Source organism: Flavihumibacter petaseus NBRC 106054, from assembly GCF_000974785.1.
In the GTDB taxonomy this organism is placed as follows: Bacteria; Bacteroidota; Bacteroidia; order Chitinophagales; family Chitinophagaceae; genus Flavihumibacter; species Flavihumibacter petaseus.
In genome coordinates this window covers 1,596,988-1,611,514 of the sequence record NZ_BBWV01000001.1, presented here as the reverse complement: position 1 = coordinate 1,611,514, position 14,527 = coordinate 1,596,988, and the positions used below count along the sequence as shown (strand labels likewise).

Annotated in this window: 8 protein-coding genes; 1 reads left to right on the top strand and 7 read right to left on the bottom strand. The window is 51.8% G+C overall.

Annotation, left to right across the window (positions count from 1 at the left end; translation table 11 throughout):
- Window positions 1-4: 4 nt before the first annotated feature.
- The 6 genes from FPE01S_RS06710 to FPE01S_RS06685 all read right to left on the bottom strand — a co-directional run bounded on the left by FPE01S_RS06710 (window position 5) and on the right by FPE01S_RS06685 (window position 8,636).
- On the bottom strand, window positions 5-574 hold the full coding sequence (locus FPE01S_RS06710; protein WP_046368011.1) for a hypothetical protein: 570 nt from the start codon (window positions 572-574) through the stop codon (window positions 5-7).
- Between the two features lie 121 nt (window positions 575-695).
- Complete coding sequence (locus FPE01S_RS06705) at window positions 696-1,628, bottom strand: glycoside hydrolase family 16 protein (protein WP_083990152.1); 933 nt, start codon at window positions 1,626-1,628, stop codon at window positions 696-698.
- 115 nt (window positions 1,629-1,743) lie between these two features.
- A complete protein-coding gene (locus FPE01S_RS06700; RefSeq protein WP_046368009.1) occupies window positions 1,744-2,766 on the bottom strand; it encodes a glycoside hydrolase family 43 protein in 1,023 nt (340 codons plus the stop codon).
- On the bottom strand, window positions 2,766-3,590 hold the full coding sequence (locus FPE01S_RS06695; RefSeq protein ID WP_046368008.1) for a glycoside hydrolase family 16 protein: 825 nt from the start codon (window positions 3,588-3,590) through the stop codon (window positions 2,766-2,768). The genes FPE01S_RS06700 and FPE01S_RS06695 overlap by 1 nt, the downstream gene beginning before the upstream one ends.
- Before the next feature lie 178 nt (window positions 3,591-3,768).
- Complete coding sequence (locus FPE01S_RS06690) at window positions 3,769-5,487, bottom strand: RagB/SusD family nutrient uptake outer membrane protein (RefSeq protein WP_046368007.1); 1,719 nt, start codon at window positions 5,485-5,487, stop codon at window positions 3,769-3,771.
- A 20-nt stretch (window positions 5,488-5,507) separates the two neighbouring features.
- Window positions 5,508-8,636 carry a SusC/RagA family TonB-linked outer membrane protein gene (locus FPE01S_RS06685; RefSeq protein WP_046368733.1) on the bottom strand — a complete coding sequence of 1,043 codons (3,129 nt, stop codon included), beginning with the start codon at window positions 8,634-8,636 and terminating at the stop codon, window positions 5,508-5,510.
- 301 nt (window positions 8,637-8,937) lie between these two features.
- Between FPE01S_RS06685 and FPE01S_RS06680 the strand changes: the two genes are divergently transcribed.
- On the top strand, window positions 8,938-13,038 hold the full coding sequence (locus FPE01S_RS06680) for a hybrid sensor histidine kinase/response regulator transcription factor (RefSeq protein WP_046368006.1): 4,101 nt from the start codon (window positions 8,938-8,940) through the stop codon (window positions 13,036-13,038).
- Between the two features lie 8 nt (window positions 13,039-13,046).
- Here the strand turns inward: FPE01S_RS06680 and FPE01S_RS06675 are convergent, their stop codons facing one another.
- A complete protein-coding gene (locus FPE01S_RS06675) occupies window positions 13,047-14,450 on the bottom strand; it encodes a pyridoxal phosphate-dependent decarboxylase family protein (protein ID WP_046368005.1) in 1,404 nt (467 codons plus the stop codon).
- Window positions 14,451-14,527 lie beyond the last annotated feature (77 nt).

Here is a 14,527-nt window from a genome sequence, read left to right as displayed (position 1 = left end):
TTTGCTATTTGTCTCTTTCCAAATGAACCTGAACCCCTATTGAGCATTTGAAACCATTGTTCTCTTGCCCACCATCCTGAAACTTATCGCCAACATAACCCGCAAGAAATTCGATGCCAACCGATGAGTTTACAAAAAGGACAGGGCCGGCAAACAGGGAATACGATGTACCCCGTAAAACATCCTGGTCATTGTTTGCCTTTGATCGAACTAATGCTACACTGCCTTCCGCAAGAATATTGATAAAATGGTCAGGACCCAGGAAATAATAGCGCACAAACGGACCTATTCCAATGTTCCAGTATTTTACGGTATTGGATTCATACGTATCCTTAAGCCTCCCATAGTTGAGCGTTAAGCCTGTCGCCAGCTTGTCAATAAAAAAATAACCGGCTTTAGGATTCAGATCAAAGCGGGAGTCCTTGTGATGAGATTGAATGGAAGCGTAAGTCGTGTTTCGGTTGACGTAGCTGATATTTCCGCCAACCATCCAGTTGGACCGGGTTATCTGAGCCTTGACTGATGTTTGCAACAACGTCAGGAAAACAATAAGAACGGTTACTCTTACTGACATAGGAGGGAAGGTTTAATGGAAACAATTTACCGGTTCTGCCCGGTCCTGCAATAAAACCTTCCTGTCGTAAATGCAGGAACTGTGGTAAAAATAATCCCCCGGCAAGCCAGGGGATTAACCATCAGGGTTTCTGGTAGACTTCAATATAGTCTACCGTCAGGTAGTTCGGCCACGTTGTAGTGGCATCAGGAGAGGAACTTCTTTGTCCGTTGTTCAGCACGATGTACATATTCTCATTGGGCCATTTCTTATAAATCTTGGAGCCCTTCGCATTCCCCTTGTTGAGTTTTCTTACCTGGACGCCATCGATATACCAGGCGGCAAATGTATCCGTCCATTCAAATCCATACACATGCCAGGCTTCGCAATCATAGGTGCCGTCAAAAGGCTTGATCCAGGCGGAACTCCACGACACATCCGGCCATTCGCCATAAGCCAGGTGCATCCCCATGTTGTCGTACCCCACATCACTCCTGTACCCAAAGTATTCAAACATATCCCACTCCGGGCCCCAGGTCAGGTCTTCTGCAATCAGCCAGGCTGCCGGCCAGACCTTATCGCCGGAAGGAAATTTCGCCTTGATTTCGATATAGCCCTTGTTGAAAAAACCCCGGTGCATCGACATCACCCAGCCGCTGGTATAGTTGAAACTGCCCGCTGGACTGCTCCCGCTATACGACCGCTTCTGGTTTCTCAGCACCAGTGAACCGTTTTCGATATAGGTGTCTTCGGGTGTAATGTAGCCCGCGTATTCCGTGTTCAGGAGGTGGTCGCCTGCAGCGCCCGGTACCAGGTCTCCTGAAACGGGATCCCGCAGACTCGCGGCTACCCATTTGGAGGCATCGATGGTCGCCGTGTTGAACTGGTCTTCCCACACCTTTACATACCCGGAAGGCGCGTACAGGCTGGCGATCTTAACTGGTGCATCATCCCGCTGAAGGGATTGTTGCGTTGGTGCAGCGCCTGCTCCAGCGTCGGACAAATTTTCCCGGCGGCATCCGGTGATTGCCATCCATGCAATGCAGGTTAGCATCGTTAGTGATGTTACTTTCATTTTTTGACAAGTTTTTAATCGTTAGAAAATGCGATTCGAGAACCTTGAAATTTAACTTGTCCCAAAATGAAAGTCCGGGGGCTAATCCATATAATTTACGGGGGGAAACAGGAATTCAGCGTTTCCTGAACTGCGAAAGATTCCAGGTTTTCTGCCAGGCAATTTCCGGCACTCCCTGTGCATTCATCTGCAACGGCAACCAGATATACCGCGAGTCTTCGAGGTTGAGTTTATTCCAGCGGTCCGCCATAAAAATGTATTTCCCTTTTTCCGGATCAACCGGAAGCACGAATGTACTCTGCGCAAAAAAAGTCTTTTCCGCATCCGCGCCGGTGCAGGGATTCGATACAGGTTTCCATTCGCCCAGGATGGAATCCGCTACTGCCCAGGAAGCAGCATTCGGCGACCATCCCGTACAACCGGAGGTCAGGAGATAATATTTCTTATTGTATTTAAACACTGCTGGTGCTTCCCTGGACTGGCCGATCAATATCCGTTTGTCTGTTGCCGTATGCGACTGGTAGTCATCGCTCAGCAGGGCAATATGCATCGTGGCATTTTCTTCGGAGGAATAAAAATGGTAGGCTTTTTTGTCGTCGTCCACGAATACAGTCATGTCTCTAGCCATATTGCCGTTTGGCCGCACACTGCCAATATAGGTGTACGGACCAGCGACATGATCACTGACCGCCACCGCTGATCTTGCCAGCGAATAATCAGGCGAATCGAGGTGAAACCACATCACAAATTTCTTTGTGGCCGCATGGTAGATCACCTTTGGCCTTTCGATCACATTGCTGATATGCAATTCACTTTTTGTATTGTTGGTGTCCGCGGGCAGGGCAACACCTTCATAGGTCCAGTTCACCAGGTCGGTAGAGGAATAACAGGCAACACCACCGGCAACCACCCGGTAGTTTTCCCAGTTGGAACCAGGCACTTTCCAGGTTTTTCCTTTTTTGATTTCTCCGAACCAGTAATACTTTCCCTGGTGACGCAGTAGTCCGCCACCATGGGCATTGATGGGTTGTTGTTTGGTGTCGTACCAGATTTCGCCCGGACTAAAATCCTTTTGCTGCGCGTTCAACCGAAGCATGGAGAGTACTATTGTTACCGCAAGGTAGAGCTGTCTCTTCATCAATTTGTTTTTTTGCGTTGATACACCCGCACATAGTCCACTATAAAATAACGCGGAAGGGTAGTAGCTGACGGATCGCCGCCGTTTTGTCCGCCGATGGCAAAATCCAGCAGCATATACTGTGGTTGCAACAACGGGTTAAAGCCGCTGCCATCTTTGTTTGCCAGGGAATCTGTGGGCACGCGAAGCAGGGGTTCGTCATCCACATAGAGGGCGACTTCCGATGCATCCCAGTCCATCCGCCAGGTATGAAACTGTGCAGCCCAAACGCTGTCAACGGGAACTTTCCGGGAAAACCAATGGGCCTTATTGGATGTTTCGGTGCCAATGGCAATATTCGCCAGCAGGCTGTCGCGGTAATATTCCATGATGTCAATTTCGCCATTGGAAGGCCAGGGCTTTGACACGCCGAGCATCCACCACGCCGGCCACATGCCTTTGCTCACATCGATCTTCGCCCGCATCTCGTACCGCCCGAATTTCCATTGCTGTTTCCCCCGGGTATGCAAACACGAGGACGTGTACCTGATGTCTTTCCTGTTGGTGCGCCAGTCACTGCTGCCTTCCACATAGCGCGGGTTGGGCCTGGTCTCGCGCCTGGCTTCGATCACCAGCATTCCGTCTTTACACCTGGCATTTTCCGGCTGGTACCATTGATCTTCCCCGTTGCGCACGAAACCGTTTTCGAAACTCCAGTTGGCCGGATCCGGTTTGCCGTCCCGGTTGAATTCATCGCTCCATACGAGGTTATAGCCTTTCGGAGTCTGCGCTACCAAGGCCATTGCAGGCATTACGGTCAATAAGAACAAAATGAGGGCACGCATGCTGTATTTTGTGTTTAGGTGTAAATAATGCCCTCCATGGATATGGAGGGCCGATTGATTGCTGTAAAAAATGACTGCACAGGGTGGAACCGGCCAATGGTAATAGATTGCTTGTCATTACGATCGCTTTACCAATTAACCGCCGATGGTTCTCCCTGCTGCAGCCAAGTGTCTTTTTTTAATAGTTTGGATTCTGTGTTAATTCCGGGTTCTGCCCCATGATGGAGAGCGGAATCGGTAACAGGTAATTCTTTTCCGGATCGAAGGACCACTGAGGTGAACCGGGCGGAATGGCATTGACTCTTTCATAGGTGTACCCACCACCTGCTTTGGGTGTAACCTTCATGCCGTGCATCACATGGTTCAGGTTGTCTTCCGCAGTTTTCCAGCGCAGCAGGTCAAAATACCGCTTGCCTTCAAAAGCCAGCTCGATCCTTCTTTCCTTGCGGATCAGTTCCCGCATCGTGGCTTGTGAAGCGCCGGGGTATACCTGTGAGAAGGTCGGCGTGCCTGCCCGGCTCCTGAGCTGGTCCAGCGCTTCGTACACCGAGGCGTCGGGGCCCGCGGATTCATTTTGCGCTTCCGCATAGTTGAGCAATACTTCCGCATACCGGAAATAATAATAGGTCTGGCTGCTGGCACCCCACTGGAAAACATTCACCGTGGTATCGATGCCTTTCTTCATGGCATAACCGGTATTGGTCTGGTCAGTGGCATCGGCCAGGTCGATCTCGTTGAACCCGGATCCTACGGCAGAGATATAGGGTTGGCCGTTGAACGTGTTGCCGTTGAACAGTACCGATTGCCTGAAGCGGGAATCGCGGTTGGCATAGGGGTTCTGCGGATCGTATCCCGAACCCGGATCGCTAATCGCCAGGCCATTCGCCATCGGGTAGTCATCCACCAGTTCCTGCGTAGGTGTTGAACCACCCCAGCTCAGCCACTGGTTGCCTACATACATCGGCCCCTGGTAGCCCGCAATGGTGCTGCCTTCTTTCAGTCCCAGGTATTGCCGGTAGAAAACTCCTTCATTGTTGCCATTACCCGTGCTCATGAAAAGCTCATCATATTTCTGGTGGAGCGTGTAGCCGAGTTCCATCACTTCCTTGTTCGTGGCGGCTGCCTTTGCCCACCGGCCCGCATCATTGGTTTTGTTGTACAACGGGCTCGCATAAAACAATTCCACCCATCCCTTCAGGGTAAGCGCCGCGCCTTTGGTAATCCTTCCGCCGCCATTGTTGCCGGCATTGTCCGCCAGCAGCGACGCCGCTTCCGTCAGCTCATTCTCCAGGAAGGTATAGTTGTCGTCGAAGGACGCGCGCTGGTGGTAAATGGCATCGCCATCCTGGCTGCGGTTATCCGGCGCCGTTATGATCGGACCGCCGCCATACATCATCCAGATGAGGTGATAGAAATAGGCGCGCAACACTTTGGCTTCGCCCATCCGCGTGTTTTTGTATGCTTCCTCCAGGCTGGAGCCTTCCAGTCCCTCGATGAACACGTTGCATTTGCGGATGGCAGCATACAGGTAGCTCCAGTTCAGCCAGGAAGTTGCTTTCTGCGTACCGCCGCCCCAGTTGTAGGAGAACTCGCTGTTGGAATTGATATTGGATTTGGTTCTTGCCGCGTTGGCGGTGATGGTCCAGCTGAAGCCGGTCATCGAGTTGTCTGACCAGTTGTCGAAAGGATCAAACACACTGTTGAATTGATCGGGGAGCTGGTAGTAGACATCATTCAACACTAGGTCAGCTGCATTGGGCGTGGCAAATGCAGTTGCGGAACTCACCGAGCTCAGGTTGTCGACGTCCAGGAAATTATCTTTCTGGCAGGCGGAGAGCAATACTGCGCAAGATGTCGCCAGCCCGATTACGATTGATTTATTATTTACGAAACTCATGGTATCAAAAGTTGAGGCTGTTAGAATTGAAGTTTAAGACCAAACGTCACGACCTTTTGGGTGGGGAAATACCAACCGCGGCCATTGCTGATCTCCGGGTCAAAGTTTTTGACGGAGGTCCAGGTAAACAGGTTTTGTCCGGATACATACACATTGATCTGGCTCATGCCTGCTTTGCGGGAAATGTGTTGCGGGAGCGTATAACCAAGAATGCCGGTCCGCAGGCGCAGGTAAGAAAGGTCCTGCTGCCAGAAGGAAGAGGTCTGGGTATTGTTGGCGGAGGGCGTGGTGGTCATCCGGGGATAGGAGGCGTCGGGGTTGTCCTCGGTCCAGTAGTCGAGTACGGTGACGGGTGCATTCTTGTTGTTGTCAAATGCCCAGGCGGCGGTGTTGGTCACCTGCAGCGAACGCTGACCAGCGCCCTGGAACAACAGCGACAATTCAAAGTTCTTGTAGGAGATGCTGGGTGAGAAGCCGTAAACGATCTGGGGGTAATTCGGCGCACCGAGGGGAACCATGTCGTAGGAGTTGATGGTACCATCTGCTTTGCCATCCGGGCCGCTTACATCAGCATACCGGATATCGCCGGGTGCCAGGGGCGACCAGGTTTGCGTGGGTATGCCTTCTTTCAGCACACCGGGACTGGCGAAATCTGCAGCGGTGAAGTAGCCCAGGGATTGGTAACCGAATGGTGTGCCCAGGGGGCGGCCGGTTTGCCGCAGGTTCGGATAATCATAGGTGGATGCGTTTTCGAAGATCTGGATCAGCTTGTTTTTGGCATAGCTGAAATTGGCAGAAAGACCCACCCTTAAATCTTTCGAGAAAGAATAGTTGCTGCTCACAGCGATCTCAAATCCCTTGTTGATCATTTCGCCGGCATTTTCCTGGGCGAGGCCGATACCATATTCGGAGGGGACGATCACATTGGGTGTCAGCAGCATGTTGCCGCGTTTCTCGTGGAAATAGTCGGCCTCAATGGTGACCAGGTTGTGCAGGATGCGGGCTTCGATACCGATATCGGTTTTGGTAGCGCGCTCCCAGGTGATGTTGGGATTCGGTTCCGTATTCTCATACAGGCCCTGGGTCTGTGCACCGCCCAGGATGGCTGAAGTACCATACAGGGTAAAGCCGGACTGGTACTGGAAGGGCGAACCGGCGAGGTTACCGGATTGACCCCATGATCCTCTCACTTTCAGTTCATTGAGCCAGCTGATATTCCGCATGAATTTTTCTTCGGATAACCGCCATGCTGCAGAGAAAGCAGGGAAGAAGCCGAATCTTTCGCCGGGGGCGAAGTAGTAGTTGCCATCGTAGCGGCCGGTAGCTTCCACAAAATATTTGTTGTCGAAACCATAGGTCAACCGGTACACGAGCGACCGCTGTTTGGAGCCGGTGGAGCCGCCGGTATTGGAGAGGTCGGTGGCCCCGGTGCCGCCGGCAAACAGTTCAGGGATGCTCAGGTTGTAATTGATCCGGCCGGCGCTGAACATGAGTGATTTGGTGTTCCTGATCTCACCGAGCAGGAGACCGGTTACCTGGCTTTTGCCGAAGTTGCCGGCATAGTTGATGAAGCCCTGGTAGGTAAAGGCCTGTGTCTGGTGGTATTCCTCACTGAAGGAGGGAGCGGTGGTGGGCGGAATCTGGTCGTAGGTTTTGGCGACTGTGTCGTACTGGTAGTAGCTGAACGGCGCGCTCCAGGAGCGGCTCAGGCTGGCGATGCCGCTGTTGGTGGTATTATACGGATCGAAAGGATTGTAGTCGTAAGCGCCTACCACTTTTACGCTGAGCCCTTTTACCGGCAGTTTCTGCTCGAGGGAGAACTGGGTGAGCATCGTGTTGCCCGTGATGATCCGGTAGCTGGGGTTGTCGTAGAAGCTGGCGTAGAGGTAGGGGTGGAGCCCGTTGCTGTAGATTTTCGGGGTGGATACACTGGTAGTGTTGATCAGGTTTTCAAAAAGGGATTGGGTGTTGTATCCTGCCCCGCTGAGGTTGCGTTGTTCTACCCGGCCGTTGAGGGACAGGCTGATCAGGGTGGTTTTTGTTGCCTGTACATCTACAGCGCCGGAAAGGCTGTACCGTTTGTACTTGATACCGGGGAACATACCATCCTGGGCAAAATAGCCCAGTCCCACGGCATACCGCACCAGGTCGGAACCGCCGTTCACCGACAGGTTGTGCCCGGTCTGGAGGTAGTTCTTTTTGATCATGTCGGCGATCGGGTCAAAATTCGGGTGACCATCGGGGTCAGAGCCGTCCTGGTATTTCCGCAGGTCGTCTTCCGAGTAGGGCATAACCGTTGACCCGGCGTTGACGGCCGCCACGTTTTTAAGGGTGGCGTATTCGTAGGAGTTGATAAAGTGGGTAATGACGGTGGGGTTCTGGATGCCCACATAGCCGTCATATGAAAACACCGGTTTGCCGGATTTGCCTCTTTTGGTGGTCACCAGGATTACCCCGTTGGCGCCACCCATGCCATAGGGGGCTACGGCAGCGGCATCCTTTAAGATGGAAATGGTTTCAATATCGGCGGGGTTGAGCTGGCTGTAGTTTCTCGGCACGCCGTCTACAATCAGGAGCGGTGAGGAGTTCCCATTGGTGCCGATCCCCCGGAGCATGATCCTCGCGGCATCATTACCGGCCTGGCCGCTGGCCTGGGAGAACAGGACGCCGGTGACCCTGCCGCCCAGGGCGTTGGAGATGTCACTTACCGGTTGCCGCTGGATCTCGGATCCTTTCACGGCGGAGACGGCGGCCGTCAGGGAGGTTTTCTTCTGGGTACCATACCCTACCACGACAACATCACTGAGGTTTTGTCCCGTTGACTGGAGCCGCAGCACGATTTCGGACTGGTTTCCGATCTTAAGCTCCTGGGTGGTCATCCCTACATAGCTGAAAACCAAAACGCTTCCGGTGGGTACGCTGATGGTGAATTTACCGTTCTGGTCGGTCAGGGTACTGGTTTTGGTGCCTTTCGCCTGGATGGATACGCCGGATAGCGGCAGGCTGTCGTTACCGGTTACCGTTCCGTTGACTACCTGCTGGCAGACAGCAGCGGCGGAAAGTCCGATAGAAAACAACAGCAGCAGGCAGCACTGTTTTAGCCAGTGCGGCTGTTTCTTTTGGCAATGCTCGTTAGAACGCATTTTCATGGCAAACAATTGATTTGGTTAATCCGGTCAGTTTCAAATTGATGCAACCGCCTGGAAAACAAATGTCGAAGGGGGAAACAGATCGGGCAGGGGGGTAGGCGTGAAAAAAGGAGGGGGAAATCATTATTTGGTGAATTGGCCGGCGTCTTCAGCGGCCGGTACTGATGGAAGGCATAGACCCTGGCGCGTTGCTCACCGGAGACACATTTGAGGTCAATTGAATTTCCCCCCCAAAAATTCTGCAAAACCCCCTGTTTGGGCGGGTGAATAATGATAAATTGATGGCCGGAGAACGATTGACATGCTGCAGCAACTTCGAACACAAGGGATTCTATATATCGTAGCCACTTTGCTTATCGCATTAAAAGGACAGGCAGAGGAGAAAACGCCGGTGGGTTACCTTGGAATTGAGCAAGGATTGAGCAACAATGCCGTCCGATGCATCTTTAAAGACCATTCCGGTTTTATGTGGTTTGGTACCTACGACGGACTGAACCGGTACGATGGCAATTCCTTCAAAACCTTCAGGAATATCTTCCGGGACACCAATTCGCTGGTGAACAACTGGGTAACGGCGATCGCAGAAGACCGGCAGTTCAATGTATGGGTCGGTACGCGGCAGGGCATCAGTCTCTATCATCCTTTATCCGCCGGGTTAAAGCCCGTTCAATACATTTCTTACGATAACGGCCTTACCCGGGTGCTCAGGGACCAGATCATGGTGATTTCCAGGGATCCCGCCGGTAATATGCTGGTCGGCGCCGAAAAAATGGGGCTGCTCGTTTGCCGGAATGGTGAAACGGTATTGCGGCAGTTGCCCCTGCGAACCGGTGATATTACCACCACTGCCTATACAGTGGAAGCCATCAAAACGGACCGGCAATCGCATACCTGGCTTTTTATCGATGGGCGGGGGATCTGCCAGTTCAACGCCTCCCGGAATGAAATTCACCTGGTCAACGCTGATCTGAAAGATGCGACCTGCATGGAAACCGACGACCAGGACAATCTCTGGATCGGCACTGCCAATGGTTTGTATTATTATGATACCCGTTCCAACCAGCTGACCCGGTACAGTCGGCAACAACCCGATGGATTTTCGGAATACAAGATTGCCAACCTTCTTTTTGACAGCGAAAAGAAACTCTGGATCGCCACCGATGGCGGGGGTATAGCCATCCTGGACGTAGCCTCCCAAAATATCAGTTACCTGCTGCCGGGGAAAAATAAATACTCCCTCACCAGCGAGGCGGTATATGCTATTTATGAAGACCAGGAGAAACGGAAATGGATTGGCACCTTAAGAGGCGGCATCAATATCATTGATCCCGGCAAAAGCCGGTTCCGGTCGGTTACCTATGATCCCCTGAATCCCGGCGGACTGATCGATAATTTTATTCTTTCTTTCTGCGAAGCACCGGATGGCAAGCTCTGGATCGGGACGGATGGTTCCGGCATCAGTGTTTGGGACAGGAATACCGGGCAGTTCGCCAACTATAGCCGGAAGCCAGGCACTGCGGGTTCTCTTACCAGCAATTTTATTACGAATATCCGGCGGGACTACCGGGACCAGGTCTGGATCGCAACCTATGGCGGCGGTGTGAACCGGTTCGATAAAGCGACGAATTCGTTTGAGCATTATCCACTGATCAACCAGGCGAACAACCACCAGGACCGGAATGCCTGGCTGTTGTATGAAGACAGGGAGAAGGATCTCTGGGCCACCTGTATCGGCGGGAAGACCTACCTGCTCAACCGGGCCACCGGAAAATTTGAAGCCTTTGACCAGGGGTTGACGGATCTGACGGCGATCGCGGAGGATAGTTCCGGCAACCTGTGGGCCGGTGATTTCACGCGGCTTTATCGTATCGATAAAAAGAAAAGGCATCATACCACCTATACGATCGGCGTACCGGTACGCGCCATCTATGAAGACAGCAAGGGAAATTTCTGGCTGGGAACGGAAGGCGGCGGCCTGGTGTTGTTTGACCGGAAAACCGGCCGGCTGACGCATTATACCAATACCAGCGGACTGAGCAATAACGCGGCCCTGAACATCCTGGAGGACGGGAATGGGAATCTCTGGATCAGCACGTTCGATGGTATTTCGCGGTTCAATATTACCTCCAGGACGTTTAGAAACTACTACCAGAATGATGGTCTCCAGAGTAATCAGTTCAATTATAATGCAGCAATCCGGTTGCGTTCCGGCGAGTTGTTGTTTGGCGGCATCAAAGGCTTTGACCTGTTTTACCCGTCTGCGATCAACGATATTGAAAACAAGCCTTCTGTTATACTGACTGATTTGCGGATCAACAACAGGTCAGTGCAAAAGGACAGCCGGTTCATCAGAAAATATTCGCCCGATGCGATCCGTGCCATTGAAGTGCCCTTTGATGAAGCGAATATTTCCCTTGATTTTACGGCGCCGGAGTACTCCACGGCAGACAAGCTGTCTTATGCATATTACCTGGAAGGATGGGACAAGACCTGGACTTATGCGGGTAAGGTTCGCGCTGCGAATTATTCTTCGCTCACGGAAGGCAACTATACCTTTTGGATAAAAGTGCAGGATGCTAACGGAAACTGGACGACACAGGCGTCAGGGTTAAGCATCACGGTGCTGCCACCATTTTACAGGACCTGGTGGGCATACCTGTTTTATTTTTTGGTGGCCGTCGGCCTGGTGTACCTGTATGTGCGGTACAACGACAAACAAAACAAGCTCCGGTATGACCTTCAGCTTACCCTGCTGAATTCACAAAAGGAGCGGGAACTGGCTGAAAAAAAACATGCTTTCTTTACCAATATCTCGCATGAATTCAGAACGCCGCTGACTTTAATAATTAACCCGATCAAAGGATTGCTGCAGGATAACGACAGTGCGGAGCAGCAAAGGGATCTCAATATTATCCACCGGAATGCCCGCAGGTTGCTGAGCCTGGTAGACCAGTTGCTGATATTCAGGCGGGCAGAAACAGAGGCGGACAACCTGAAATTTGTGCCGCTTGAATTCCGCCATTTTTGCCATGATGTGTTCCTGAGTTTTGCGCAGCTGGCGGAAACGAAGGGCATAACTTACCATTTTGAATCCGATGATCAGGAGATTACTGTTTTTGCCGACCGGCAAAAAATGGAGATCACGTTGTATAACCTGATCTCGAATGCCATCAATCATACGCCGGCAGGCGGCACCATTACCGTGCGCGTTATGGAAAGCGCAAATGAAGTAGAGGTATCTGTTGCAGATAATGGTTACGGTATTCCCGAGGCGGCCGCTCCGCATCTTTTCGAGAAGTTTTACCAGGCGCCTTCAGATCAACTGCCGGCCAAAAAGGGGTTTGGCATCGGCCTCTACCTTGCCCGGCAATTTGTGGAAGCACATGGTGGACAGATCTCGTTTGACAGTACTCCCGGGCAGGGCACTACGTTTTTTGTGAAGCTGAAGAAGGGGCCGGAGCATCTGAACAACCCGGTGATTACTGAGCAGGAATCCTTTGCGCCTGCGATCCTCGACGAACTGATCGCCGATACCGGTGACAAGGAAATCGCCTTGTCGCGGGAGTTGGAGCTGGAGGACGTAACCAGTGAGCGGAAATCAATCCTGCTGGTGGATGACGATATCGCGATCGTGGAATACCTCAGTTCGGTGTTAAAAGATAAGTACCAGGTACTGCAGGCTGCTGATGGTATCGAGGGCTTGTTTGTGGCGCGGAAAAAATTTCCTGACCTGATCATCAGTGATTACAAGATGACGCGGCTGGATGGAATTGAGTTGTGTAAGGCAGCAAAGGCTGATCCTGCCCTGAAGCATATTCCGGTATTCCTGATTACGGGCAGCACAGAGCAGGAACTTGAATTGAAATGTGTGGAAGGAGGTGCCGATGCTTATATTACAAAACCTTTTGACAGTAGTGTGTTGCTGGCCAAAATTGACAATACGTTCAAAAACCGTAATGAACTCCAGGAGTATTTCTTTAACGAAGTAACCCTCAAAAAGAATACGCACAAGATCTCCCAGGAATATAAGGACTTTATCGACAATTGTATAGCGGTGGTGGAAAGGCACCTGGGGGATGAGGATTTCAACATTAAGAAGCTGGCCAAGGAAATGGGCATGGGCCATTCGAGCATTTACAAACGGATCAAGCTGATTTCAGGACAATCTTTATCCGGTTTTATACGACACATACGGTTGAGAAAAGCAGCGGAGCTGATGATAAAAAATGGATTGAATGTGAACCAGGCGGCGTTTCAGATCGGCATGAATGATATCAAGCATTTCCGTTCGCAGTTCAGCAAGTTGTTTGGCATGAATCCTTCTGAGTTTATCAAACGGTATCGTGGTCCCTTTAATGAAACCTGGCAGGTTTCTGCGGGAGCGAAAAAGGAAAACAGCTAGACTTCATGTCATGCCAGGTTCAGCGTGCTGTTCATTTCTTCCCAGATCAGTTCCACATCGGCGGCTGTCGTCTGCCAGTTGACAAAAGCAGCCCGCATCCCGGATCTCCCCTGGTAAACCGTCGGCGTCATGAACACCTTTCCTCCGCTTGTCAGCCGGTTCAGAAATTGATGTACTGCTTCTGGTGTAGTAGCATTCTTTAAGGTGAAGCAAACCGTATTCAGACGTACTGGCGCCAATAGTTGGAACTGCGTGCTGGTTTCAATTTTTTCGCCCAGCAATTTTGCCATTTGAATGCTGCTTTCCACGATACTGCGATATCCTTCTTTGCCATAGGCTTTCAGGGTAAACCAGGCGGGCAGTGCGCGTTGGCGCCTTGAGTTTTCCGGGACAAAATTCATGTAGGAAAAGTTGGCCAGCGGATCGCCCAGGTAAGGCGCATTGGAATTTTGGAAACCTTCTACCTGCAGCAGGCGGTGTTCTTCTTTCACCAGGAAGACAGCGCTGTCGTACGGTACGTTCAGCCATTTGTGGTTGTCAACCGTGATGCTGTCGGCTGCTTCCCAGCCTTCCAGCAGGTGCTGGTATGTGGGTGAGCAGGCGGCAAAGGCACCGAAGGCGGCATCGATGTGCCACCAGAAAGGAAACCTGGTTTTTAGTTGTGCAATTGCTTTATTGTCATCAAAGTCCACCGTGTTGACCGTGCCGCCACTGCTGATCACGATGCCCGGTTCGCCTTTCAGGGCTTCCAGCTTTTGCGCGAGATCATTGATGTCCATTGCCTCGCGAGCGCCGGGCAGCGTTTGGACCTTGACGAGGTTGTTGCTGCCGAGCCCCAGCATGGCCAGTGATTTGATGGCAGAGGAATGTGGCGTTGCCGAAAGCACCGGCAGCGGGCCGGATAAGCCATCCCGGGCAATGTCTATGTTTTTCTGGCGCCCTACCCATTGCCGGGCTACCGCCAGGCAGGTGAAGTTGGACATGGTGGCACCAGTAACGAAGCCGCCGAAGAAGGATTTGGGTAGATTGAACAACTCCAGCAACAGGTTGATGGTTTCCAGTTCAATCCGTGCGGATACATCGCCGTTGCCATTTATTGCCTGGGTGTTCTGGTCGTAGATGGCAGTGAGCCAGTCGCCCATCACGGCCGCTGGTGTGGCGCCCCCGGTAACAAAACCCAGGTAACGCGGACCTGCGGAAGCCACCATCAGTTTTTCAAAACGCTCATTGAACAGTTGCAGCGCTGCCGCCGCACCAATGCCGGTTTCGTTCAATGCTTCGGTTTGCGTGTTAGATTCCGGTGCAGTGGTGGGGCGAATTTCAAGTGACTGGATGGTTTCTGTGCCCTGGCGTTGAACAGCGCTCAGTAAATTATCCAGGTCGGCCAGGTCAGCTTTCAGTTGTTCATTCATGATGTTGATGCTAATGACATTTAGTACTCCACTAATAAAACTTATTTCGCCTTTTTGTTTCAACAATCCCTAAAATC